This is a genomic window from Mesorhizobium sp. M6A.T.Cr.TU.017.01.1.1 (assembly GCF_004023115.1).
Classification (GTDB): Bacteria; Pseudomonadota; Alphaproteobacteria; order Rhizobiales; family Rhizobiaceae; genus Mesorhizobium; species Mesorhizobium mediterraneum.
The window spans coordinates 1-22,155 of the sequence record NZ_RZTA01000113.1 but is presented as its reverse complement, the minus strand read 5'-3'; the positions used below and the strand labels follow the sequence as shown (position 1 = coordinate 22,155).

Below are 22,155 nucleotides of genomic sequence, written 5' to 3'. Positions count from 1 at the left end.
CATCCACGATGCGCTCCGAGGGCAGGCTTTGCGGTCCGGACATGGCGGCGAGGCAGGCGCGGATTTCACTCTTGCCGGCAGCGGCGGCATAACGGCGCAACAGCGGCCCATTGATCTCAGTCCCAAAACCGCCCGGCGCCAGAAGCGTCAGCGACGCTATCCTTTCGGGTTCGGCCAATGCCATCAGCACTGCCGCCGCTCCGCCCATAGAATGGCCGACGAGATGCACCCTCTTAATTCTGCGCGCGGCGAGGTCCGCAAGAACGGCCTTAGCGGCCGCCTTGGCCGGACCGCCACCCGGGAAATCGAGTGATAGCCCATGGCCCGGAAGATCGTAGGCCAGCGTTCGTGAACCAAACGCCAGTGTCGAAATCACCTCGTGCCAGTCGTCGTGGCAGCCGCCGAAGCCATGCAGGAAGACAACTGTCCTCGGGCCGGCGCCCCGTTCGGCAGTGTAAAGGGATGAAATCATGAAAATTTATGGTTTTTATGCGAATTGCGAATTGTGGCTGGATTGCGCCTTGTCCAAGACGATGGCCAGTAAAATTTTTGCGATCTGCCGTGCTATTTTTTAGCTGGCGTTGCCGAGCCCGGCGGCCCGCAAGGCCTCGACCAGCCGATCGGTCAGATCGGCGGGGTATCGCCTCTCGACAAAGGTCGCGCGCGGATCGGCAGCGAATTTCGGGAATTTGACAGTCATCTGGTTCACGAGTTCGTGCGCCAGTTGATCGCGGCCGGCTGCCTTCGCGCCGATCAGCCGCGCAGCCAGATAGTGCGATTTCGTCGGCGTCGCTTGCAACGCCTCGCTGGCAAGCGCGGCCTTGTTCATATCGCCCGTCATGAACTGGCCGACGAAAAGCCCGTAGTCCCACCAGGTCGGATGGGCGCTGGAGGTTTCGGCGGCGTGCGCAAGGATCGGTGTTCCCTCCCTGTACCTACCGGCGAAAATCAGCCCATAGGCGTAAGCTGCCGCCATGCTGAGATCGTAAGGGTTGAGTTCGTAGGCCTTATGCATCCAGCGGATCGATTCCTCCGAATTGCCGAGGCGGGAACTGAGATAGCCATAGGCACGGTGCGCATAAGGGCTGGTCGGCCCCATCTGCACGGCGCGACGGGCAAGCGACAGCGCCTGTTCGATCGTTGCACCGGCTGGATAGGCGTAGTGATCTGTCGCCGTCTCGAGATGCAGGGCCGCGAGTTCCGAATAGACAAGCGACGATTTCGCATCCCGATTGACCAGGTTTTCGAGACAGCGATAGGCAGCCTCATGGGTTTTGGCGCCCTGGTCGAGATAGTACTTGTCGTTGAGCAGCAGACATTCCGTCAGGCCGGTTTGAAGGCCGCTCTGTTCGATATAGTTGTAGATCGTGCCCGAGGCGGGAATGGCCGAACTCAAAATGCCGGCGACACTGTCCTCGACGGTGGTGGGTGTGCTGTCGGCGGCAGTCAAATTGCGTGACAGCAGGACCCGTCCGGTCGCCACGCTTTGAAGCTCCAGGGTGACATCGCCTGCCGTTGGTCCCGGCAAGACATCGAATACGAAACTGATTGCATCGGTGACCGGATCGGGCGGGCCGTCGGCGTCCCGACCGATGAAGTTGACCGTATCGAAGCCGCTGAGGCCGGCGCGCAGCGATGCCGCGACGCGGGCAGCCTCGGCGCTGTCGGCTTTCACTGCAATGTAGACGAGCGGAAGGGTTTCAATCGGAGCCCATGGCGCAATGCTGCCGGTTGCCACTGCGTTTTCGATCGTCGACGCGGTATCGCTTCCCGCCAGCAATGCGCCGCTTCCCTGACGAAGGATCAGCACTCCCAGCATGGCGATGACCAGAGCGATCGCCAACCAGAAGAACTGGAGATGGCGCAGCAGCGAGGGCGCCGGCTCGCGAACGACAGGGGACATCAACGATGCGGCACGAGCGGCCATACCTGGTTCTTCGAGCGATCTCGACAAGGTCGCCGCCGCCTCGGCGTGTTCCTCCGGCGCCGGCTCGAGCGGCAGGCGGATCGCGTTGAGTTCATAGGATGGAACATAGCCGCCACGCGGAATGGCGATGCGGATCGGCTCGGCAACACCCTCATTGGCGAAGTAATGCTGCAGAAGCTCGCGGAGCCTGCCCGCCTGCACCCGCACGACGGCGTCGGTCGACGGATCGAAATCGCCGTCCTTGCCGAAAACATCCATCGCGATGGAAAAGCCCTTGAGCTTGTCGGCTTCGCCTGCCTGCTCGCGCTCGACCAGATAGCGAAGCAGTTTACGCGCTCGCTCGGATCGTCCGAACGTTTCGCTGGCTAGCAATCGTTCCAACGTCTCGCGCACTGCGGGGGCGGCAGGCGTGGCATGCTGCAAGTGTCGATCCTTTCGAAGTCGGCACAGGTTAAGACGCAATCATATAGAGCCTGCACTGCCATACAAGCATGCATCCATTATGCGATCGCGTACCCCACCGGATAATTCTCCGGTGGTTAATGGTGCGAAAGACCGGAGCAAGATGATACCATCTTGGTTCATCTTGCTCCAGCTGTGAGCTTTCGACGCTTGTCTAGTCGACCTTTCGGCCGATGATGCGGTTGGCGGCGGAAACCACGGCTTCCAGCGAAGCGGCCACGATGTTGGTGTTGATGCCGGCGCCGAACAGCTTGCCGTCGGGGTGCTCCATCTCGACATAGGAGATGGCCGAGGCATTCGAGCCGCGCTGCATGGAGTGCTCCGAATAGTCGAGCACCGACATCGGCACGCCGACATGGCGCGACAGCGCGTCGACGAAGCCGTCGATCGGCCCAGTCCCGGAGCCTGATATCGTCACCTCCTTGCCGCTGTCGAGGATGACCGCCTCTACCGCACGCCGGCCCTTGGTCTCGATGTCCGGATAGGTGTGGTGGTCGAGGAACTTCAGCCGCGCGCCGGGCTGGTCGACATAGGTGTCGAGAAAGCGCTCGTAGATGCGCTTGACCGGCACCTCCTTGCCTTCGGCGTCGGTGATCGCCTGGATCGCCTGGCTGAACTCGATCTGCAGGTTGCGCGGCAGGTTGAGGCCGTAGTCCGCCTGCAGCACATAGGCTATGCCGCCCTTGCCGGACTGCGAGTTGATGCGGATGATCGCCTCGTAGTTGCGCCCGACATCGGCCGGGTCGATCGGCAGATAGGGCACTTCCCAGTACGGTGTGTTGGCCTTGCGCAACGCCTTCATGCCCTTGTTGATGGCATCCTGGTGCGAGCCGGAAAACGCCGTGTAGACGAGCTCGCCGACATAGGGATGACGCTCGGGGATCTTCAACTGGTTCGAATATTCGTAGACGTCCTTCATCCGGTTGATGTCGGAGCAATCGAGCTTGGGATCGACGCCTTGCGTGTACATGTTGAGCGCCAGCGTGACGATGTCGACATTGCCGGTGCGCTCGCCATTGCCGAACAGCGTGCCTTCGACGCGATCCGCGCCCGCCATCAGGCCGAGTTCTGTGGTGGCGATGCCGGTGCCGCGGTCGTTGTGCGGATGCAGCGAAATGAGCAGGTTCTCGCGGTTGTCGAGGTTGCGACACATCCATTCGATACGATCGGCATAGATGTTGGGTGTCGACATCTCGACCGTGGACGGCAGGTTGATGATCAGCTTGTTTTCTGCCGTCGGCTTCACGATCTCGGTGACGGCGTTGCAGATTTCCAGCGCCACTTCGAGCTCGGTGCCGGTAAAACTCTCCGGCGAATATTCGAAACGGTAGCCGCCGCCAGCCTTGGCCGCCATGTCGGTGATCATCTTGGCCGCATCAGTGGCGATCCGCCTGATGCCGGCGACGTCCTTCTCGAAGACGACGCGGCGCTGCAATTCGCTGGTCGAATTGTAGAAATGCACGATCGGGTTGGTGGCGCCCTGCAGCGCCTCGAAGGTGCGGGTGATCAGTTCCGGCCGGCACTGCACCAGCACCTGCAGCGAGACGTCGGCTGATACATTGCCCTCTTCGATGCACCAGCGGGCAAAATCGAAATCGGTCTGCGAGGCCGACGGGAAGCCGATCTCGATTTCCTTGAAGCCCATGTCGAGGAGCAGGGCGAACATGCGCGCCTTGCGCTCGTGGCCCATCGGGTCGATCAGTGCCTGATTGCCGTCGCGCAGGTCGACCGAGCACCAGATCGGCGCCTTGTCGATGACCTTCGACGGCCAAATCCGGTCGGTGAGGCCGACGGTCGGGTAAGGTTGGTATTTCCGGGCTGCCTCTGGCATGCCCCGGGCTGCCTCTGGCATGGCCTTTGCGGCACCCTTGCCCATCTCCCCACTATCTGCGTGGATTTCTTCTCGTGCGTTCATTGTCGTCTCTCCCGGCGGCTCGCGGGATCCGCCTTCAGACGGATTTGGTGCCGAGCGGCGCCTTTATCAGATGTTCATTCGCTTGATGTGACTTGCCAATTTTGAGACTGGCCAAGGAGCGTGCGCGTGAGCGGCGGTTCGACCGCCGGGCGCTCCTTCAGCGAACCCGGCGATCGCCGATAAGGCCGAGAAGCAGCAGGGTGGAAGCAAGCGCGCGCACGGTCTCGCCAGCAAAGCCGGTCTGACGGGAAGCGACGGAGGTGGCGCGGATAGTCATGGTGGTTCTCATATAGGAGCGGCCAAGGAGAGGCAAGTGGGCGGCGTCCAGTGGGCAGCGTCCTGGCGTGCTCCGCCGTCACCAAAGAGATCACGGCGTTCTGCCTGCGTGTCCAGGGCGAATGTTTCGCCGTCAACACGTGCCGAGGCATTTGTCGAAGTCGACGGTTCCGAAGACCGGAATCCGCTCGCCACGGGGGAGATCATCGACATTACCTGGCTTTATCGGCACGGGCGCGAGGCCGGCACTGCAGGACTGCGCCGGCGACGATGGACATCAAAAGCGATAGCGCAAGCTGGCGAATAGCGAGCGGCCCTCGTCGCGATAGCAATAGCCGGCCGAGCAGATGGTCCTCTGATTATCGAACAGGTTCTTGGCGTTGACCTGCAGCTTCACGCCTTCGAGGTCGGGATTGCGGTAGCCGAAATCATAGGAGAGGGAGGCGTCGACGAAGGCGCGCGCCTCGTTCTTGAAAGTGTTGGTGTCATCGCCGTAGCTGCTGCTGGCGACGCGAACGCCCGTGCCCAGCCCCAGGCCCTCCAGCGTGCCGTTCTCGAACTGGTAGTGTCCCCAGAGCGACAGGATGTGATTTGGCGTCGCCGACAGTTCCTTGCCCACGGTTCCCTCGGCGCCGCGTTCGATTTTCACGCGCAGATAGGTGTAAGAGGCGATGACGCTGAAGCCGTTGTCGAGCGAGGCATTGGCTTCCAGTTCGATGCCGCGCGAATTCAGGTCGAGCTGACGCTGCTTGTTGATACCGGTCGAGGCATCGAACACGACGCCATCCTTCTGGTCGATGTCGAACAGGGCGGCGCTGATGGTCGCGTTGTAATCCGGAATCTCGTATTTGACGCCGATTTCCTTCTGCGTCGCTTTGGTCGGGCGGGCGACGCGGGTGATGTCGCTGTTGACGTCATCATAGACGAAACCGATGTTGGGCGAGAACGACGTCGAATAGTTGACATAGGGCGTGATGCCCCATTCCGTCTGGTAGGACAGGGCAAGCCGGCCGGAGAAGGCGCTGTCATCCTGCTTGGACTTGGTGAAGTCGGCGGCGGTGGAAGTGGTGTCGACCCAGTCGTAGCGACCGCTGGCGAACAGGGTGAAATCGTTCCACTCCATCTGGTCCTGCAAATAGACGCCGACCTGGTTCATCTCCTGCCCGCCGACGTAGGGGACCGGAGCGGCCTTGATGTCGTCGATGGAAACGTAGGACAACCCGCTACCAGCATCATAGTCCGACCAGGCGTAGTCGATGCCGGCTACCGCAGTGTGCTTGACCGGCCCGGTGTCGAACTCGAACTGCGCCATGTTGTCGACGACGAAGTTCTTAATGTCCTCGGTATAGTGGCCCCAGTAGCGCTGCAGCGGCTGATCCTGGCCGATCGAATAATTGCCGCTGTATTCGATGTCCGCGTCGACAGCGTTGTAGCGCAGGTTCTGCCGAACCGTCAGCACGTCGTTGAAACGGTGCTCGAACTCGTAGCCGATGCGGCCCTGGGTCTGGTCGAAGTCGTTCCAGGCGGGATCGCCCTCGTAGACGTTCGACAGATTGCCATAGGTCGGATTGTAGAACGCAGCCGTGCCGCCGGTGACGGATTTCGAATATTCACCGAGAATAGTGAGCTTGGTGTCCTCGTCCGGCTTGAAGGTGACCGCCGGCGCCAGATAGATCTTGTCGTCGGGGTAGCCGGGCAGGTCGGTATCGCTGTTGCGGCCGAGGCTGGTGAAGCGATAGAGGATGCTGCCGTCCTCGTTCACCGGACCGGATGCGTCAAGCCCGGCCTGGAAGCGGTTATGCTCGCCCATGAGCATTTCGACTTCGCGGTACTGCTCCTCCTTGGGGCGCTTGGTGACGACGTTGACGATGCCGCCCGGACCGCTGACGCCATAAAGGGAAGATGCGGGACCTTTCAGGATGGTGACGCCTTCGATGCCGTAAGGCTCAGTCTTGAACCATGCCGAGGGCCCATTGTACTGGCGCAGCCCATCGCGAAACAGGCCATTGTAGAAGGCTTGGAAGCCACGCAGGAAGAAGGCGTCGTAACGGGTGTCGAAGCCGAAGCTGTTGGGGTTGGCGCTGGCTGTATAGCCGAGCGATTCGTTCAGCGTGCGCGGCTTCTGGTCCTCGATCTGCTTCTGCGTCACCACCGAAACGGCCTGCGGAATCCTGACGATCGGCGTGTCGGTCTTGGTGCCGATGCGGTCCTTCTTGGCGACATAGCCATCCTGCAGCAGAATCTCGTCGCTCTCGGCGTCCACCAATATTTTATCGAGAACGGTGATGTTTCCGCCGTCCTGAGCGCGAGCCGGCCCGAACTGGCTGAGCATCGCAGCGCTGCCCAGCAATGATATCCCCAAGCGCCATGTCGTCGGTCGCGTCCGCATCAACTCGTCTCCACTGTTCGGTACAGGATTGCGGTCCCGCGCTCTCAAATTTGAGTTTTGAGTCAAGTATTTTTTGCGGCTCGCGCCCAGGCTGGCCGGTGCTGTCGCCGGGTCGCAAAACTCGTCCGGTTTCGGTGAAGCCGACTACGAATACCGGGGAAGACGCGGCAGGTCCTTATTCCCTCAGACTTCGCGCCACCAGCCGCGCCAGGCTCGGTCCGATCAGCAGCACGACGAGGAAGCGGGCCGATTGCAGCGCCATGACGAAGGAGATGTCGACGTGCTGTGCGGCGGCGGCGATGATGGCCACGCTGTCCATGCCGCCGGGGCTGGTCGCCAGATAGGCGGTCAGCGGATCGATGCCGAGCACATGGCTGATCATGAAGCCGAGGCCGCCGCAGAAGGCGATGAGAATGATGATCGAGCCGACGATCTGCGGCAGCGCCCGCGTCGCGTGCCGCAGAATTGCCCTGGTGAAATTCAGGCCGATGGTCCAGCCGATCATCGTATAGCCGAGGGCGAGCAGCCAGGGCGGTAGCTGCATCGTCACGCCTAGCCCGAGATGCACCGCGGTGCCGAAAATGAAGGTGCCGAGGAAGAAGGGTGACGGCAGCCTGAGCAGCTTTCCGACGAGGCTGCCGATGAGCGCCACGCCAAGTGTCGCGGCAAAGGCCATTGGATCAATCGGCGGGAACCAGATGATGGCCGGGATCTCGATGCCCGATGTGTCGACCCACATCTTTGCGACAATCGCCGCAGTCATCGAGACGAAGATGACGCGCAGATATTGCATGAAGGCGACGAGGCGCTGGTCGGCTCCGAAGGCGCCGGCCATCAGCACCATGGCAGTGGCCGCGCCCGGCGACGAGCCCCAGACGGCGGTGCTGCCGGGCAGGATACGCCAGCGGCTGATCAGCCAGCCGAGCAGGCTGGATGCCGCGACGGTCGCCACCACGGTGCCGAGGAACAGCGGCCATTCCTTGTAGAAGACCGGGAAGATGTCGGCAGAGATCGAGCCGGCGACAAGGCAGCCGATGATCGCCTGGGCGGCGCCGAACGAAGGGCGCGGCACACGCACCGTGGCGCCGTTGGTGCCGGCCAGGATCGCCGCCAGCATCGGCCCGATCAGCAGCGCCGCCGGCAAGGCGGCGAATTCCAGCGCACCGGCAAAGAGGATCGAGAAGATCAGGAGGGCCAGCCACTGCCAGGCTTTGGGCATCCGCGCCATGCGTTCGACGGTCGGCTGGTCTGGCAGGGAATCCATTTTTCGGTCTTAGACCTGAAGCGGGGAGATGCGAACCCCGCGATGGCGAAAAATGCGTCCGCTCTCAGGCGTCAGGCGGTTTTGACGGCGGGCAGGCCGAAGCCGCCTACGGGCTGGGTCTCGACCTGGAATTCGAAGCCGGCGATGATCGGCCGCGCCTTGGCGATCGCTGCCTGGACTTCCGGCAGTTGCAGCGAAGCCTTGTGGCTTGCCTGGTCGGTCCACACCTCGGTCACCCAGATTGCGTCGGCATCGGCCGGATCGGTGGCGATGATGTAGCTCAGGCAGCCCGGCATGGAGCCGGTGCTGGCAAGCAGAACGTCCATCATTGCGTCGCGCTGGCCGCGCGTCGCCCGCATCTTGCCGATCAGACCGTACATTGCAGATTCTCCGTTGGCTTCCGCGACAAGTATGCAGGTCGCCGCTCACGGCATCAACTGGCCACCATTCACCTCGATCACCTGGCCGGTGATGTAACCGCTTAACAGAGCGGACGAGAGGAACAGATAGGCGCCGACGCAGTCCTCGGGCGTGCCGGCGCGGCCCTGTGGAATGGTAGCCACCATGCCTTTCATCTGCTCGTCGGTCGAATAGCGCTCATGGAAAGGCGTCGCGATGGTGCCCGGCGCCACCGCGTTGACGCGGATGTTGAAGCCGATCAGTTCCTTGGCCATGCCGCGCGTCACATTGGAGACGAAGGCCTTGGCCGATCCGTAAAGGCCGGCGCCGCCGCCGGCGCCATTGCGCGCGGCGATCGACGAGGTGTTGACGATGAAGCCGCCCTGGCGCTTCAGCCATGGCATCGCCTTGCGCGAGGCAGTCAGCACGGAGCGCGCGTTGAGGTCCATCACCGCGTCGTAATGCGCTTCGGTCAGCTCGGCATAAGGCACGCGGCCGAGCATGCCGCCGGCATTGTTGACGAGGCCATCGAGCCGGCCGAAGTGTTGCGCGCTGTCCTCGACGACGCGCTCGACATCGGCGGGGATCGAGAAATCGCCCTGGACGAGGAATACTTCGCCGCCGCCGTTGCGGATGGTCCCGGCCAGGTTTTCGGCAGCCGCCCGACTTGAACTGTAATGCAGCGCAACACGACATTTCTGCGCGGCATAAGCCAGTGCAAGTGCGGCCCCGATGCCTGTCGAAGCGCCGGTGATCAGCACCGCCTTGCCGGCGAGGTCGGGGACGACCAAGGTGGGGGGGCCAAGGCTGGTTGTGGTGGCTGGCACGTCTATTCCTCCGAGCGACTCTACTTACTCTTCGTAGGCCGTCGCAGTCCTCGCGTTCAAGTCCGTAGAGGCTCACGGCCGCAAATAGGCGTAGCCTTGGCGCTGCAATTCGGCGAGCTTGACGACGCCGCCGGTCTCGGCGGCATGGAAGCCATCGAGCAGATCGGTGAGCGCAACATCCATGCCGTGCATTGTGTTGGCGCAAGCATGCGGGGTCAGCCCGTCGCGAACGAGGCCGGAAAAACGGCTGGCAATGCCAGCCGACGCGCTCTTCGACTTGAAAGCGGCGAGTGCCGGTCCATGCACGACCAGCACGATGTCGACCTTGCCGCCGGTACCGTCATAGTGGTTCTTGATGTTGCCCAGCACAAAACCGACCTTGTCGAGATCGCTGAGGTGGTAGGCGACCTTTTGCCTTTCCTCTTCCACAGCCGCCGCTTCGACCTGGCGCAGCCCGAAAAGGCCGGCGGCTCCGGCAAGGCCTACGCGGAAAATATCGCGGCGTCGCATGGCTTCATCCTCCTGTGCCGGCCTCGCAAATTGCGTGGCTTCGGCCCCGATCCTAGCATAAATTGAAGCCACGTCCTGTCGGGCGAGGAGGGGCACATGACGTCGAAGACCTTTATGGGCGCCGGACTTGGTGTCGCCTTGCTTGCCGCACTTGCCGGCACGGCCCTTGCCGACGACAAGCTCACCGAACTCAGCCCGGACGGAAAGGATGCCTGTTTCGGGCGTGTCTATGACGCCGCACATCTCAAGGCGCATCCGAACCAGAAGGTGGCACGGATCTTCTTCTACTATGGCAGCTATCCGGTCAGCCATCCGAACGAGGAGCCGAATAGCGGTCCGTCCGGCTACAACGGCTTCGTGGCCACGACGGTGCGCGGCGCCAAGAAGCCCGAGTGGGTCGGCGGTTGGTGCGGCAAGGACGATCCGCAGTCGAGCGAGATCCGTTGCGGCATGGAATGCGACCGCACCATGGCCTCGCTCAACCTCGATGAAAAAGGCCGGCTGATCATCTCCGGCGTGCAGCGCAACCTTTATCTCGATGCCGGCGCCGAGGATGAACTTGGCGAAAAGGAGTTTACCAGGCAGGCACTCGGCACAGAAGACGACGGCTTTCGGCTCGACCCCATGCCGGCGCAGACCTGCAAGGCCGAATTCGCTCGCATCGATCCGATCGATCCGGCGCTGGGAGCGCCGCTGCGTGAGCGGCTGAAGCCGGACCAGCCCTTCTGCTACGGGCGCGACTACGATGCCGCGCATCTTGGCTCGCATCCCGATCAGTCTACCCGGACTATCCGGGTTTTCCGAGGCCCGATCGAGCTGGCCTCCTTCGCTATGGATGGCGATCCGGCAAGCTGGCCTGATGGTGCCGACATTGCCGTTTCCGTCACCACGCGCCACAAGGCTGCCAAGGTCACGCAGAGCTACAGTTGTGAAGGGGAAGCGGACCAGTGGCGCTGTGTGGCGAGCGCGAAGACGAGCGACTTTTCCTGCGACATCGCGGCCAGGGAGATTTATCTGCGCCGCGGCGCCAACGGCACGATGATGCTGGCCAATCCCAACAGCAGCCTGCCGATCGTCGACCTATGCTCGAAGGCGGCCGAAGGCGAGACCGCATCCGACGACAAGGTCTACCGGCTCGAGCCGATGCCGCAATCTGCCTGCACGCCTTGATTAGGGGTCCGTTTCTCGGTTTGGGGATTGGCGGGATATGACGAGGACCTGGATGCAATCAGGATCAGACCAAAACCGCCATCGTCGCGCGGGTGGCTCAAGCAACACGCAATTGCCTTTAGCGTCGACGGGTACACAGCCCAGGCCGCAGTATTGAGCAGTATTGAGATGTCCACATTGCTTGCCGTGCCTAAAAAAGAGCCGCTCGTCCTCTTCTACACGACTTTTTTCAGCAAGCCCGTCGACGTCGCGTCTATTCAATGCGATCTGCCGGGCGAATTTACCCTAGACAAGCGTAGAATTGCTGAAGCGACAGCGGTCGTCTTCCACATTCCGAACTTCCGCGAAATTGGTGACGCATGGCGATATCCGGGCCAGTACTGGATAGCCTGGTATATGGAAGCCCGCTCAAACTACAAAATCATAAAGGACCAGAAACTCATGCGGCACTTCGACTTCACGATGTCGCACGAGCGCAGCTCTGAGATTTGGTGCCCCTATTTGCCCAATTCCCGGTGGTGGGACACGGTGCGCGCAAAGCCTATAGGCGCCAAGACAGAAGCGGCTCCGGTGGTAGCCTTCCAATCGGCGCCCTTGAACTATAGCGGCCGGCTCGATCTCTTGAAGAGCCTGGCCGAACACATCAAGATAGATTCATACGGTCGGTATTTCCGCAACAGGACAGTCGAAGGCCCCGATCGCGGCCGCAAGACGAAGATCGAGACAGTCTCCCGCTACAAATTCTGCCTCGCATTGGAGAACTCGACCGAGACCGACTACGTCACCGAAAAGCTGTTCGATGCCTTCGAAGCCGGATCAGTGCCGATCTATCTGGGCACATCGAACGTGCACGAATTCGCCCCGCCCGGCTCCTACATCAACGCTGCAGACTTCAGCAGCTATGCAGTGCTGGCAGCATATCTGAAATACCTCATCGTGACGCCCAAGGCATACGAGGCATACTTTGCCTGGCGCTCGAAACCATTACCTGACGAACTCGCCCGCCTCGTGCAGGATCGCGACCCCCCGGTGTTTTATCGCCTGATGCAATTCGTGCATCAGGTGACCGACGAGCGCGGTCAGGAACGGCCCGCCGGCCGGCCGACATTGCCTTTTGGTCCGCGAGCCTACTTCAGCACGCGGCTGCGAAAGTGGAGGAAGAGAGTGCCTAGCTGAGCCTGAGTTAGGGCGGAACGAACGCAAAGCGGAGCGCAGGCCTGGGATGAGGAAGGGATGGATGTGCGACCAATCCCTAGGATGTGCGATCGTCCCTGAAAGGGACCATCGACGTTCGCCGCCTCACGCGAACGGCACGGCCGTCGTGCCCTTGGGCAGTTTTGCCTCGTCATCGGGCTCGACATGGATGGTGACACGCACCGAGGGGATTTCCGCCTTCAGCGCGTCCTCGATGCGGTCGCAAATGACGTGGCTGGCGCCCACCGACATGCCGGCATCGACGACCAGGTGGAACTCGATGAAGGTGGCGCGGCCGGCGATGCGTGTCTTGAGATCGTGAACCTCCAGCGCTCCCTTGCAATTGGCCGAGATGACGTCGCGGATGTGCATGTGCTCCTGCGTGTCGACGGCGCGGTCCATCAGTCCGTTCATCGACGAGCCGATCACGTGCCAGCCTTGCCACAGGATGTTCAGCGCCACGATGACCGCAAGTGCCGGGTCGAGAATTTGCCAGCCGGTCAGCACGGCACCGACCAGGCCAATGAACACGCCGACCGAGGTCGCCACGTCGGTCATGATGTGCCTGCCGTCGGCGACCAGAGCCGGCGACTTCTCGGCACGGCCGGCACGAATCAGCGTCCAGGCCCAGAAGGCGTTGATCACCGTCGCGACGCCGTTGATTGCGAGGCCGGTCCAGGGCTGTTCGAGCGGGGCGGGATGCTGCCAGTACCACCACACTTCGTTGAGGATCAGAAGGGCTGCCAGCACGATCAGCACGCCCTCCAGAACAGCCGAGAAATATTCGGCCTTGTGGTGGCCGAACGGATGATCCTGGTCGGCCGGCTTGAAGCTGACCTGGATCGCCCAGTAGGCGGCGGCCGAGGCAATGACGTTGACGATCGATTCCAGCGCGTCCGAATACAGCGCCACGGAACCGGTGACGTGCCAGGCCGCCAGCTTCAGGCCGAGCACGACGCAGGCGACGACGATCGACCAGAAGGCGAGGCTGGCAACCCTCTTCTTCGCCGCCGACTTGATTTCTGCTGTGGTCACTGGGGAAGAAATCCCAATACGAACCCCTCGGGCTAAGCCGCCTTTTCCCTGGCCTTGCGCGGCAGATGCGCAACGATGTTCTCGATGATGCGCATGCCGGCGTTGTGGCCGAGCGTCATGATCGATTCCGGGTGGAACTGCACCGCGGCGATCGGCTCCTTGTTGTGCTCGAAGGCCATTATGACGCCGTCCTCCGTCTCGGCGGTGACGATGAAGCCGTCGGGCAAGCGAACCGGATCGGCGAAGATCGAGTGGTAGCGGCCGACCGTCACCTCCTTGGGCAGGCCGGAAAAGATGATGCCCGGCTTCGACACGCGGATGCGCGACGGTTTGCCATGCATCGGCACGTGCAATTGCCGCAGCTCCCCGCCATAGGCTTCAGCCAGCGCCTGCAGGCCGAGGCAGACGCCGAAGATCGGCAGGTCGCGCGCGCGGGCCCGCTTGATGGTGGCGGCGCAGTCGAAATCCTTCGGCGTGCCGGGGCCAGGCGACAGCACGACCAGGTTTGGCTTCAGCCGGTCGAAGACCTCGTCCGGCACAGGCGTGCGCACCGTCGAGACATTGGCGCCGGTCTGGCGGAAATAATTGGCCAGCGTGTGGACGAAGGAGTCCTCGTGGTCGACGAGCAGGATGTTGACGCCGTCGCCGACGCGCGCGGTGGCGCGCTCGGTGTCGGCGGCATTGCCTGACTTGGCGTCGCGGATGGCGGAGATCATGGCGGATGCCTTCAATTCGGTTTCGGCTTCTTCTTCCTCGGGAATGCTGTCGAAGAGCAGCGTGGCGCCGGCGCGCACCTCGGCGATGCCGTCCTTGATGCGAATGGTGCGAAGCGTCAGGCCGGTGTTCATATCACCGTTGAAATTGACCATGCCGATCGCCCCGCCATACCAGGCGCGCGGGCTCTTCTCGTTCTGCTCGATGAAGCGCATAGCCCATAATTTCGGCGCGCCGGTGACGGTGACCGCCCAGGCATGGGACAGGAACGCGTCGAAGGCGTCCATGCCTTCGCGCAGCCGTCCCTCGATGTGGTCGACGGTGTGGATCAGCCGCGAATACATCTCGATCTGGCGGCGGCCGATGACGCGCACCGAGCCTGGGTCGCAGACCCTCGACTTGTCGTTGCGGTCGACGTCCGAGCACATGGTCAGCTCGGATTCGTCCTTCTTCGAATTGAGCAATTTCAGGATCTGCTCCGAATCGGAAATGGCGTCGTCGCCGCGCTTGATCGTGCCGGAGATCGGACAGGTCTCGACACGGCGGCCGTTGACGCGCACGAACATTTCGGGCGAGGCGCCGATCAGATATTCGCCCTCGCCGAGATTGATGAAGAAGGAATAGGGCGAGGGGTTGATGGTCTTCAGCTTGCGGGAGATGGCGGAAGGCGGCGTCTCGCAGCGCTCATAGAACATCTGGCCGGGCACCACCTCGAACAGGTCGCCGCGCTTGAAACTCTCCATCGCCTTGCGCACCAGATTGGCATATTCGCCCGGCTCATGGTCGCCGCGCGGCGGGATGCGGTCGGCGGTCTTGAACGGCTCGACGATTTCGTCGCGCGGCAATCCCCCGGTCGAAAACCCTTCGCCCGAATAGTCGTAGCGGTCGGTCCAGGCCTTGGTCGAATAGTGGTCGACGACCAGGATCTCGTCGGGCAGGAACAGCACCAGGTCGCGCTGGCTTTGCTGGCGCTCGAGCTTGTAGTCGACCGGATCGAACTGGAAGGCGAGATCGTAGCCGAAGGCCCCATAGAGGCCGAGATTGGCGTCTTCCTCCGTTTTGAACAGAGCGGTGATGGCGCGCAGCACGGTGAAGACGGAGGGAACGCGGCTGCGTTCTTCTTCGGTGAAGACACGGCCAGGCTTGGCCACATCGAGGCGGATCAGTCTCTTCGACGTCTCGGCGATCGTCACGTCGTCAAGGCCGCCGAGCGCCTTGCCTATCACCGGCAGAAGCATCTCGCCACGGCTGTTCAGCGCCTCGATGCGCATGGCGCGGCTGCGCGCCGAGATCACCAGCGGCGGATCGATGATGGCGGTGTCCCAGCGCGTGTAGCGACCGGGATATTCGTAATTCGAGGAAAACACGGCGCCGCGGCGCGCATTCAGTCCATCGATATAGCCGTCGATCGCGCCTTCATAGGGCCGGTCGTGGCGCTCGCGGGTAATCGTCACGCCACCCGCCGTGACGAAGCGCTCCGCCCCGTTCTCCAGAATTTTCGTCGTCATTGCCGTCTCCATCAGCGTCTGGGTATCAGCGTCTTGGGGCAACGGACCCGGGCATGGCTTGAAAAAACAAATGGCCGCCCGGACATTCCGTTGCGGCCACCTTCTATTTTCACGCGCACGCGTTCGAACAGGCCGCTGTCAGCGAGCCCACCACCAAACGGTCTTGATCGAGCGCATGTTCATGGCGATTCCAATAGCGGCGATTGAACGGCCGCGCAACTGGATTCAATGGAGGGCATGGAGAAGGGCATGAGCCCTCAATCCTCCAGCGTTCCCGACCTTGCATCGGCGCTCTTCCTGTCGCCGACCAGCTTCAGCAGATCTTCGCCGGCACGGATAATGCGCCGGGACCGCCGCGTCAGGATGATGCCCGCTTGCGGCGCGAACACCTGCGTGCGGCCACCGGCTTCACCCGGCGCATGGACTATGGTGGCGAGCAGTGCGCCTTTTTCTACACGGTCGCCGGGCTTCACATTATAAAGGATCGCACCCGCCCGGGGCGCCGGCATCATGTCGATGTTCTCGAGCAGTGCGACGATACCGGTGAAAGAATTGGAACCGGTGAAGCCGCCGGGCGCGGGCAAGGCCTGATCCACGATCACGCCACGCGCCACCAGCAGCCGATAGAGCCCTTCGGCATCGGAAGCGGCCAGAGCGCCATCGACATCGAGTATGCCTCGATACTCGACTGTGGTGGCGACGCACCGGTCAAACCGCGCTACATCGGCGGGGACGTTCAGATACGGCGTGATCGAGGCGCCTTCGAAGGTGCCGTCGGTGTCCTCATCCCACAGCACCACCGCGTCGACGCCCATGGCGGCCGCACAATCCGCCATTTCAGGCCACAGGCTGGTGTGGACATAGAGATAGGCGAGGCCCTCGTCGTCGCAGTGCAGGTCGAGCACGATGTCGTGGCCGATCGACAGCTGCAGCAGCCGCGTCTTCAGCCGCTGATCGGCCGTGCCAAGCGTGGTGTCCGGCAAGAGCGTCGTGTCCGGCGCCGCCAGCAGCGGAAAGCCGCGGTTGAAGTTGGTGCGCGTGCCCAAGTGGAAACGGCCCTGATGCTCGCCGAAATGATACTGGGCGCGGCCGATCGGATTGGCTTGGGGCACGACGGTGATATTGCCCTTGATGCGGCCTTCCGCTTCGGCCTTTTCGAGCATCGGCATCAGCGCATCGATGGCGACGACGCCCGGCAGTTCGCCGGCATGCAGCGCGGCCTGCAGATAGGCTGAGGTTGCTGCCTTGTCGCTGCCGTCAAAGCGGAAGGTCGGGAATTCGTAGGAAACGCCCTCGCTGTCGCCGGCGATGCGCTCGATCGATTTCTGCATGATACTCCTCCAGGAAAGAGGCCGGACACATGCCCTTTCGCCGATACGCTGTCGATTGGTCCAGTCTGCTGCGCTATGGGCGCAACTGTTGCGCGGGGTGCGTCACCAGCAGCTGGCGGTCCAACGTCTGCGACATCACTGCCACGGCGACCGCCATCAGGGCGAGCGCTGCGCCAACCAGCGGCAGATTGGCATAGGACACGCCCAGCGAAAGTGCCACGCCGCCCACCCAGGCGCCGGCGGCATTGCCGATGTTGAAGGCGCCCTGGTTCAGCGTGGCGGCGAGGTTCGGCGCTTCGGAGGCCGCTTCGACGACGCGGATCTGCAAAGGCGGCACGATGACGAAGACGAGCAGACCCCACAGGAAAACGATGAAGACGGCCACGGCTGCGATGGCGCCGAATTCGGCAAAGCCGGCGAGCAGCAGCGCCAGCATCAAAAGCGTGCCGATCACCGTCGGCATCAATTTCCAGTCGGCCAGCCTGCCGCCGATGATGTTGCCGATGGTCATGCCGCCGCCGAATAGCAGCAGCACCCAGGTCACGGTCGCGGTCGACAGGCCGGATACGTCGGTGAGATAGGGCTTTATGTAGGTGAAGACGGCAAACAGGCTGGCCGACGCCAGCGCCGAGATCAGCATCGCCAGCCAAACCTGCAGCTTGCCGAGCACGCGCACCTCGCCAAGCAGGCCGCCGCCGCTCGGTTGGGTGATGCCGGCGGGCACCAGCCAGGCAATGGCTGCGACCGAGATAAGGCCGATCCCGACCACGGCCAGGAAGGTGGCGCGCCAGCCGTAGGCTTCGCCGAGTGCTGTGCCGCCGGGAACACCAAGGATGTTGGACAGGGTCAGACCGGCGAACATCAGCGCGATGGCGCTGGCCCGCTTGTTGCGCGGCACCAGGCTGGCGGCGACGACCGAGCCGATGCCGAAGAAGGCGCCGTGACCGAAAGCGGTGAAGACGCGCGCCGCCATCAGCATCCAATAATTGGGCGCGATCGCGCACAATAGGTTGCCGACGACGAACAGCACTGCCAGGCCAACCAGCACCGGCTTGCGCGGCATGTGTGCGGTGGCCACCGCAATCACCGGCGCGCCGAAGACGACGCCGAGCGCATAGCCGGTGACCAGCAGGCCGGCCGAGGGGATCGAGACGCCGAGGTCGGCGGCGACCTCGGGCAGCAGGCCCATGATGACGAATTCGGTGGTGCCGATACAGAAGGACGCAATGGCAAGCGCTAGGATCGGCAGGGGCATGGGAAGTCCGGACTGAATCGGTTCAAAATTGAGACTGTCGGCAGAGCTGCCCCGTGCACAAGGGCGATTGCTGCAATGCAGCATTGCAAAAATGGACAGCGGATCGCGACTGCGTTGCGCGTTTGCCGCCTGCGGTGAATGCAGAGCGGCCTATGCCAGCGGCTTCAGCTCCTGGGCGATGGTCGGCAGAAGTTCCGAGACATTGGGGTGAATATGGGTTGCCCGCGCGAGCGTGCTGACCGGCGCCTTGGCGTACATCAGGTCAAGGACGCAATGGATCGCCTCGTCGCCACCGGGACCGAGCACCGAACAGCCGAGGATTTCCTTGGTGTCGGCGTCGACCAGGATCTTCATAAAACCTTGCGTCTCGCCTTTCTCGACGGCGCGGCCGACGCGGGTCATCGGCCGCAGGCCGACCAGCGCGCGACGGCCGGACTTTCTGACCGCTGTCTCGGTCATGCCGCAGCGGCCGAGCGGCGGGTCGGTATAGAGCGCATAGGCCTCGATGCGGTCACTCACCTTGCGCGGATCGTTGTCGAGCAGATTGGCGGCGACGATCTCGTAGTCATTGTAGGAGGTGTGGGTGAAGGCGCCCTTGCCGTTGCAGTCGCCCATCGCCCAGATGCCGGGCACGCTGGTGCGCAGCTGATCGTCGACGACGATGAAGCCGCGTTTGTCGATTTCGACGCCGGCCTTGTCGAGGCCGAGATCGTCGGTGTTGGGCGTCCGGCCCACTGCCAGCAGCACATGCGAGCCAACCGCCGGCGCCTTGCCGGCGGTGAAGGTCACAGCAATTTCGTTGCCCTGCTTGGCGAATCTGATTTCGTCGGCGCCGAGATGGACCGTGATGCCTTCGTTTTCGAGGATGGACAGAATGGCGGCCGAGACATCTTCGTCCTCGCGGGCGATCAGCCGCGGGCTCTTTTCGATCACCGTGACTTCTGAGCCGAAGCGGCGGAACATCTGCGCGAATTCGAGCGAGACGTAGCTGCCGCCGACGACGACCAGATGGCGCGGCAGCACGTCGAGGTCCATCATCGATGAGTTGATCAGGTACGAAATGTCGTTGACGCCTGGCAGGTCAGGCACCGAGGCGCGGCCGCCGGTGTTGAGGAATATTTTTTCGGCGGTCAGAAGATCATCGCCGACGCGCACCGTGTTGGCGGTGACGAAGCGTGCATGGCCGCGATAGAGCGTGCAATGGTCCATGCCGGCAATCCAGCTTTCGAGATTGCCGCGGGCGTCGTTCGACACCTTGTCCTTGCGTGCCTTGATCGCCCTGTAGTCGACGCCGACCGAACCGGAGAGCGTCACGCCGTAGTCGGCGGCGCGGCGAGCGAGATGCGCGGCATAGGCGCTTGCCACCATGGCCTTGGTCGGCATGCAGCCGGTGTTGACGCAGGTGCCGCCGACCAGTTTTCGCTCGATCAGCGCCACGCTCATGCCGGCCGCCGTCAGCCGGCCGGCGAGCGGCGGGCCGGCCTGTCCGGCGCCGATGATGATGGTGTCGAATGTCTTTGCCGTCATGCCACTGCCGCCACGATCAGCAGGCCGCCGGTGATTGCCACCGCGTCCTCGATAAGGGCGGCTGGCAGGTCCTTGCCGAGGGTGATGGCCAGGCGCTTGCGCAGCTCGGCGCCGCCCAGCGTGCCGATCACCGCGCCGATGGCGCCGGCAATCAGGCCGCCGATGGTGGCGCCGGCGGTCGCGCCGATCACAGCGCCGGTGAAGGCGCCCGAGACGATGCGCGCGCCGAACTGCTGCGGCACCTTGCGGCTCGGCGTCGACGGCAACTGATCGGCGACAAGCTCGACGATGGCCAGGGCGGTGAAGATGCCGACGGCGACCCAGTGACCCATGAAAGCAGCCCAGGTGCCGGTGACCGGCAGCCAGCCGAGCCAAGCGCCCCAGGCGACGGCGGCGGGCGCTGTCATGGCACGAAGGCCCGCAACGACGCCAATCAGGAGTGCGAGAATATACAGCATGATTGATCCCCTCGATGGCCGGGCTCAGACAACCCTGCCAGAGCAGGCTAGCATAGGCGCGGCATTTGACCAGAGGCCTGCGATCTGTGGCGTTACCCGATCTTTATGGACTGTGCTTTGACACCACGTTGAAACAGCATGGCAAGGCAGGAGGACATCGCCTTGAACACAAGCGAGCGCACAAAAATGGCAGCGGGCGAGTGGTATACTTGTCTCGATCCAGAGCTGGAGGCGCTGCGGGTCATGGCGCGCGACGCGGTGTTCGAGCATAATTCGCTGCCGCCCCGGCAGCGCGGCGACATCGGACCGGCCCTGAAGTCGCTGCTCGGAGTAGTAGGCCCGGGCACCCGGATCGAGGCGCCGTTCCACTGCGCCTATGGCTTCAACATTGTTCTCGGCGACGGCGTCTTCCTCAATGCCGGGTGTACCATCCTCGATACCGCGCCAGTCCGCATCGGCAAGGGAACGCTGCTCGGCCCCAATGTGCAGATCTATTGCGCCGAGCATCACAAGGAGGCGGCGGGTCGACAGGCAGGACTGGAGATCGCGAAGCCGGTCGAGATCGGCGACAATGCCTGGATCGGCGGCAGTGCCATCATCCTCGGCGGGATCAGCATCGGCGACGGCGCCATTGTCGGCGCCGGCGCGGTAGTGACTCGCGACGTGCCGCCAAACACCACGGTCGTCGGCAACCCGGCGCAGTCGGTCAGGCGCGGCCGAGCATGAGCGGGTATTAGAGCGAGGTAAGCCCGGTCATTTGGCAGGAGGTGGATGCAATCGTGTGTCGAGCGCAAAGGCCTCCTGGATCTTCATGGCATATGCGCCCTTCGCGACGCTCGCGTCGAAGATCAGGTTCCAGCTATTCTGGGACACCGCGCTCGGAATCACCACGAACCGATGTCGTTGGAGAAGATCATCGCCGAATGCCTGTTGCCCAGAGCTCGGGATGCCCGGACGCAGCCAATTAGGGTTGGGAACGGCGCCAGGGTTGACGATATGCACTTCCGTGACATCGCTGATTATCGCCGCGGTCATCACATGCGCGATCGTGTCGAGCGCCCTGAAGCCCTTATGGACTGCGACTTCGAGAATCGCAGTCGAAGGATCGATTGAGCAGTAGACTGCGCGCACGCCTCTGCTGTTCCATCGACCGCCGACCCTGTATGCGCCCTCGCCACTGTCCCATGTAGGCGCAAACGCAGCCTGATCGAGACGCCAGCCAACGAGGTCGGAGCCGCCAAGTGCGGCCGGGAGCGGCGTCATGCATAAACGCCGTATTCAAGCCGCTCGAGATAGTCTTCCACAAGCTCGACACCCGCCGGGGTTGCCAGAAGATCGATGGGACGGCGCTGGTCGAGCCCGATCGCCGGGCGCTCCAGCCATTGCTCCGCTTCCGCTTGCGAACCGAACACATCGGTCGCTTTCGACAGGATCTCCGCGAATTTCCAGGTTCGTCCGCTCTGGTCCTGGCTGAGAGGCTTGGAAGGAGCATCCTTACGGCGCTGGTAGGTGCGCAAGCTCATACCGACGGCCTTCTCGAGCGAATCAGTCTTCTGGATGAAGACGAGCTGCCCAAGGAGATGGTCCAGCGCCGAACCCGGCAGGCCGTGCACAAGCAGCTCATGGGCATCCAATGCGCTCCTGAGGTGCCGCGATAGAATGCGAGTGCCGCCGAGCAACCTGGCCACCTTCTGAAGTTCATTATTTTTTGCTGCTGGTGCAGTCTTTTCCAATGCCATCGCCACGGCGTGCCTCTTAGCGTCATCTGTCACTTTAATATATGACAGATGACGCAAGCCTTTTCAAGGACGGTAGGGTCGGGAGCAGAGAAAGGCAGCGCAAACCTGAAGCGATTGCCTCACCTCGGCGCGTACGCTACGCGCTCCTCCTGAGTGCTCTTAGAGAACTCTCGCCGGTACTGCGCGGGCGAGGTTCTGAGCCGCGCCGCAAAATGCTGGCGCAGCGATGTGGCGCTGCCGAACCCGGCCTCGAAG

Annotated in this window: 19 protein-coding genes; 3 read left to right on the top strand and 16 right to left on the bottom strand. The window is 62.8% G+C overall.

The window, feature by feature from the left end; all coding sequences use genetic code 11:
* The 8 genes from EOB36_RS27340 to EOB36_RS27295 all read right to left on the bottom strand — a co-directional run.
* Nucleotides 1–472 (bottom strand): alpha/beta fold hydrolase (locus EOB36_RS27340; protein WP_128286119.1); only part of this gene is annotated, 472 nt, incomplete at its 3' end.
* Between the two features lie 99 nt (nucleotides 473–571).
* Entirely contained in the window at nucleotides 572–2,350 is a 1,779-nt protein-coding gene (locus EOB36_RS27335) for a hypothetical protein (protein WP_128286118.1), read from the bottom strand.
* A 193-nt stretch (nucleotides 2,351–2,543) separates the two neighbouring features.
* Nucleotides 2,544–4,220, bottom strand: coding sequence for a 2-isopropylmalate synthase (gene leuA, locus EOB36_RS27330; RefSeq protein ID WP_164897627.1), 1,677 nt, complete (start codon nucleotides 4,218–4,220; stop codon nucleotides 2,544–2,546).
* A gap of 637 nt (nucleotides 4,221–4,857) precedes the next feature.
* On the bottom strand, nucleotides 4,858–6,969 hold the full coding sequence (locus tag EOB36_RS27315; RefSeq protein ID WP_128286115.1) for a TonB-dependent siderophore receptor: 2,112 nt from the start codon (nucleotides 6,967–6,969) through the stop codon (nucleotides 4,858–4,860).
* Between the two features lie 175 nt (nucleotides 6,970–7,144).
* Nucleotides 7,145–8,233 carry an AbrB family transcriptional regulator gene (locus EOB36_RS27310; RefSeq protein WP_128286114.1) on the bottom strand — a complete coding sequence of 363 codons (1,089 nt, stop codon included), beginning with the start codon at nucleotides 8,231–8,233 and terminating at the stop codon, nucleotides 7,145–7,147.
* Between the two features lie 71 nt (nucleotides 8,234–8,304).
* The gene (locus EOB36_RS27305; protein WP_095484177.1) at nucleotides 8,305–8,613 is read right to left on the bottom strand and encodes a putative quinol monooxygenase; all 309 of its coding nucleotides are present in this window, start codon (nucleotides 8,611–8,613) and stop codon (nucleotides 8,305–8,307) included.
* A 45-nt stretch (nucleotides 8,614–8,658) separates the two neighbouring features.
* Nucleotides 8,659–9,459 carry an SDR family oxidoreductase gene (locus EOB36_RS27300; RefSeq protein WP_128286113.1) on the bottom strand — a complete coding sequence of 267 codons (801 nt, stop codon included), beginning with the start codon at nucleotides 9,457–9,459 and terminating at the stop codon, nucleotides 8,659–8,661.
* 72 nt (nucleotides 9,460–9,531) lie between these two features.
* Nucleotides 9,532–9,969 carry a DsrE family protein gene (locus tag EOB36_RS27295; RefSeq protein WP_127293224.1) on the bottom strand — a complete coding sequence of 146 codons (438 nt, stop codon included), beginning with the start codon at nucleotides 9,967–9,969 and terminating at the stop codon, nucleotides 9,532–9,534.
* Nucleotides 9,970–10,065: 96 nt separating this feature from the next.
* Here EOB36_RS27295 and EOB36_RS27290 point away from each other — a divergent pair, with 96 nt between their 5' ends.
* Nucleotides 10,066–11,139, top strand: a complete 1,074-nt coding sequence (locus EOB36_RS27290; RefSeq protein WP_128286112.1) for a hypothetical protein — start codon at nucleotides 10,066–10,068, stop codon at nucleotides 11,137–11,139.
* Nucleotides 11,140–11,307: 168 nt separating this feature from the next.
* Nucleotides 11,308–12,315 carry a glycosyltransferase family 10 gene (locus EOB36_RS27285; protein WP_245467907.1) on the top strand — a complete coding sequence of 336 codons (1,008 nt, stop codon included), beginning with the start codon at nucleotides 11,308–11,310 and terminating at the stop codon, nucleotides 12,313–12,315.
* 123 nt (nucleotides 12,316–12,438) lie between these two features.
* On the opposite strand, the gene EOB36_RS27280 is transcribed toward EOB36_RS27285, so the two are convergent.
* The 6 genes from EOB36_RS27280 to EOB36_RS27255 all read right to left on the bottom strand — a co-directional run bounded on the left by EOB36_RS27280 (nucleotide 12,439) and on the right by EOB36_RS27255 (nucleotide 20,161).
* Complete coding sequence (locus EOB36_RS27280) at nucleotides 12,439–13,353, bottom strand: cation diffusion facilitator family transporter (RefSeq protein ID WP_206637215.1); 915 nt, start codon at nucleotides 13,351–13,353, stop codon at nucleotides 12,439–12,441.
* 47 nt (nucleotides 13,354–13,400) lie between these two features.
* A complete protein-coding gene (locus EOB36_RS27275) occupies nucleotides 13,401–15,590 on the bottom strand; it encodes an anthranilate synthase (RefSeq protein WP_128286110.1) in 2,190 nt (729 codons plus the stop codon).
* A 257-nt stretch (nucleotides 15,591–15,847) separates the two neighbouring features.
* Entirely contained in the window at nucleotides 15,848–16,921 is a 1,074-nt protein-coding gene (locus EOB36_RS27270; RefSeq protein ID WP_128286109.1) for a succinylglutamate desuccinylase/aspartoacylase family protein, read from the bottom strand.
* Nucleotides 16,922–16,994: 73 nt separating this feature from the next.
* Nucleotides 16,995–18,176 carry an MFS transporter gene (locus tag EOB36_RS27265; protein WP_128286108.1) on the bottom strand — a complete coding sequence of 394 codons (1,182 nt, stop codon included), beginning with the start codon at nucleotides 18,174–18,176 and terminating at the stop codon, nucleotides 16,995–16,997.
* Between the two features lie 150 nt (nucleotides 18,177–18,326).
* The gene (locus tag EOB36_RS27260; RefSeq protein ID WP_128286107.1) at nucleotides 18,327–19,703 is read right to left on the bottom strand and encodes an FAD-containing oxidoreductase; all 1,377 of its coding nucleotides are present in this window, start codon (nucleotides 19,701–19,703) and stop codon (nucleotides 18,327–18,329) included.
* On the bottom strand, nucleotides 19,700–20,161 hold the full coding sequence (locus EOB36_RS27255; RefSeq protein WP_128241906.1) for a DUF4126 domain-containing protein: 462 nt from the start codon (nucleotides 20,159–20,161) through the stop codon (nucleotides 19,700–19,702). The genes EOB36_RS27260 and EOB36_RS27255 overlap by 4 nt, the downstream gene beginning before the upstream one ends.
* Nucleotides 20,162–20,323: 162 nt before the next feature.
* Between EOB36_RS27255 and EOB36_RS27250 the strand changes: the two genes are divergently transcribed.
* A complete protein-coding gene (locus EOB36_RS27250) occupies nucleotides 20,324–20,887 on the top strand; it encodes a sugar O-acetyltransferase (protein ID WP_128286106.1) in 564 nt (187 codons plus the stop codon).
* Nucleotides 20,888–20,914: 27 nt separating this feature from the next.
* Here EOB36_RS27250 and EOB36_RS27245 read toward each other — a convergent pair whose 3' ends face one another.
* Nucleotides 20,915–21,424, bottom strand: coding sequence for an RES domain-containing protein (locus EOB36_RS27245; RefSeq protein WP_128286105.1), 510 nt, complete (start codon nucleotides 21,422–21,424; stop codon nucleotides 20,915–20,917).
* Complete coding sequence (locus EOB36_RS27240; protein ID WP_095484187.1) at nucleotides 21,421–21,906, bottom strand: antitoxin Xre/MbcA/ParS toxin-binding domain-containing protein; 486 nt, start codon at nucleotides 21,904–21,906, stop codon at nucleotides 21,421–21,423. The genes EOB36_RS27245 and EOB36_RS27240 overlap by 4 nt, the downstream gene beginning before the upstream one ends.
* Between the last annotated feature and the right edge of the window lie 249 nt (nucleotides 21,907–22,155).

Excerpts from the sequence above, each read along its gene's own strand:
- EOB36_RS27275 (WP_128286110.1), bottom strand. The coding sequence starts at position 15,590 with ATGACGACGAAAATTCTGGAGAACGGGGCGGAGCGCTTCGTCACGGCG.
- EOB36_RS27245 (WP_128286105.1), bottom strand. The coding sequence starts at position 21,424 with ATGACGCCGCTCCCGGCCGCACTTGGCGGCTCCGACCTCGTTGGCTGG.
- EOB36_RS27290 (WP_128286112.1), top strand. The coding sequence starts at position 10,066 with ATGACGTCGAAGACCTTTATGGGCGCCGGACTTGGTGTCGCCTTGCTT.
- EOB36_RS27265 (WP_128286108.1), bottom strand. The coding sequence starts at position 18,176 with ATGCCCCTGCCGATCCTAGCGCTTGCCATTGCGTCCTTCTGTATCGGC.
- EOB36_RS27260 (WP_128286107.1), bottom strand. The coding sequence starts at position 19,703 with ATGACGGCAAAGACATTCGACACCATCATCATCGGCGCCGGACAGGCC.
- EOB36_RS27310 (WP_128286114.1), bottom strand. The coding sequence starts at position 8,233 with ATGGATTCCCTGCCAGACCAGCCGACCGTCGAACGCATGGCGCGGATG.
- EOB36_RS27270 (WP_128286109.1), bottom strand. The coding sequence starts at position 16,921 with ATGCAGAAATCGATCGAGCGCATCGCCGGCGACAGCGAGGGCGTTTCC.
- EOB36_RS27295 (WP_127293224.1), bottom strand. The coding sequence starts at position 9,969 with ATGCGACGCCGCGATATTTTCCGCGTAGGCCTTGCCGGAGCCGCCGGC.
- EOB36_RS27305 (WP_095484177.1), bottom strand. The coding sequence starts at position 8,613 with ATGTACGGTCTGATCGGCAAGATGCGGGCGACGCGCGGCCAGCGCGAC.
- EOB36_RS27255 (WP_128241906.1), bottom strand. The coding sequence starts at position 20,161 with ATGCTGTATATTCTCGCACTCCTGATTGGCGTCGTTGCGGGCCTTCGT.
- EOB36_RS27315 (WP_128286115.1), bottom strand. The coding sequence starts at position 6,969 with ATGCGGACGCGACCGACGACATGGCGCTTGGGGATATCATTGCTGGGC.
- leuA (WP_164897627.1), bottom strand. The coding sequence starts at position 4,220 with ATGCCAGAGGCAGCCCGGAAATACCAACCTTACCCGACCGTCGGCCTC.
- EOB36_RS27285 (WP_245467907.1), top strand. The coding sequence starts at position 11,308 with ATGTCCACATTGCTTGCCGTGCCTAAAAAAGAGCCGCTCGTCCTCTTC.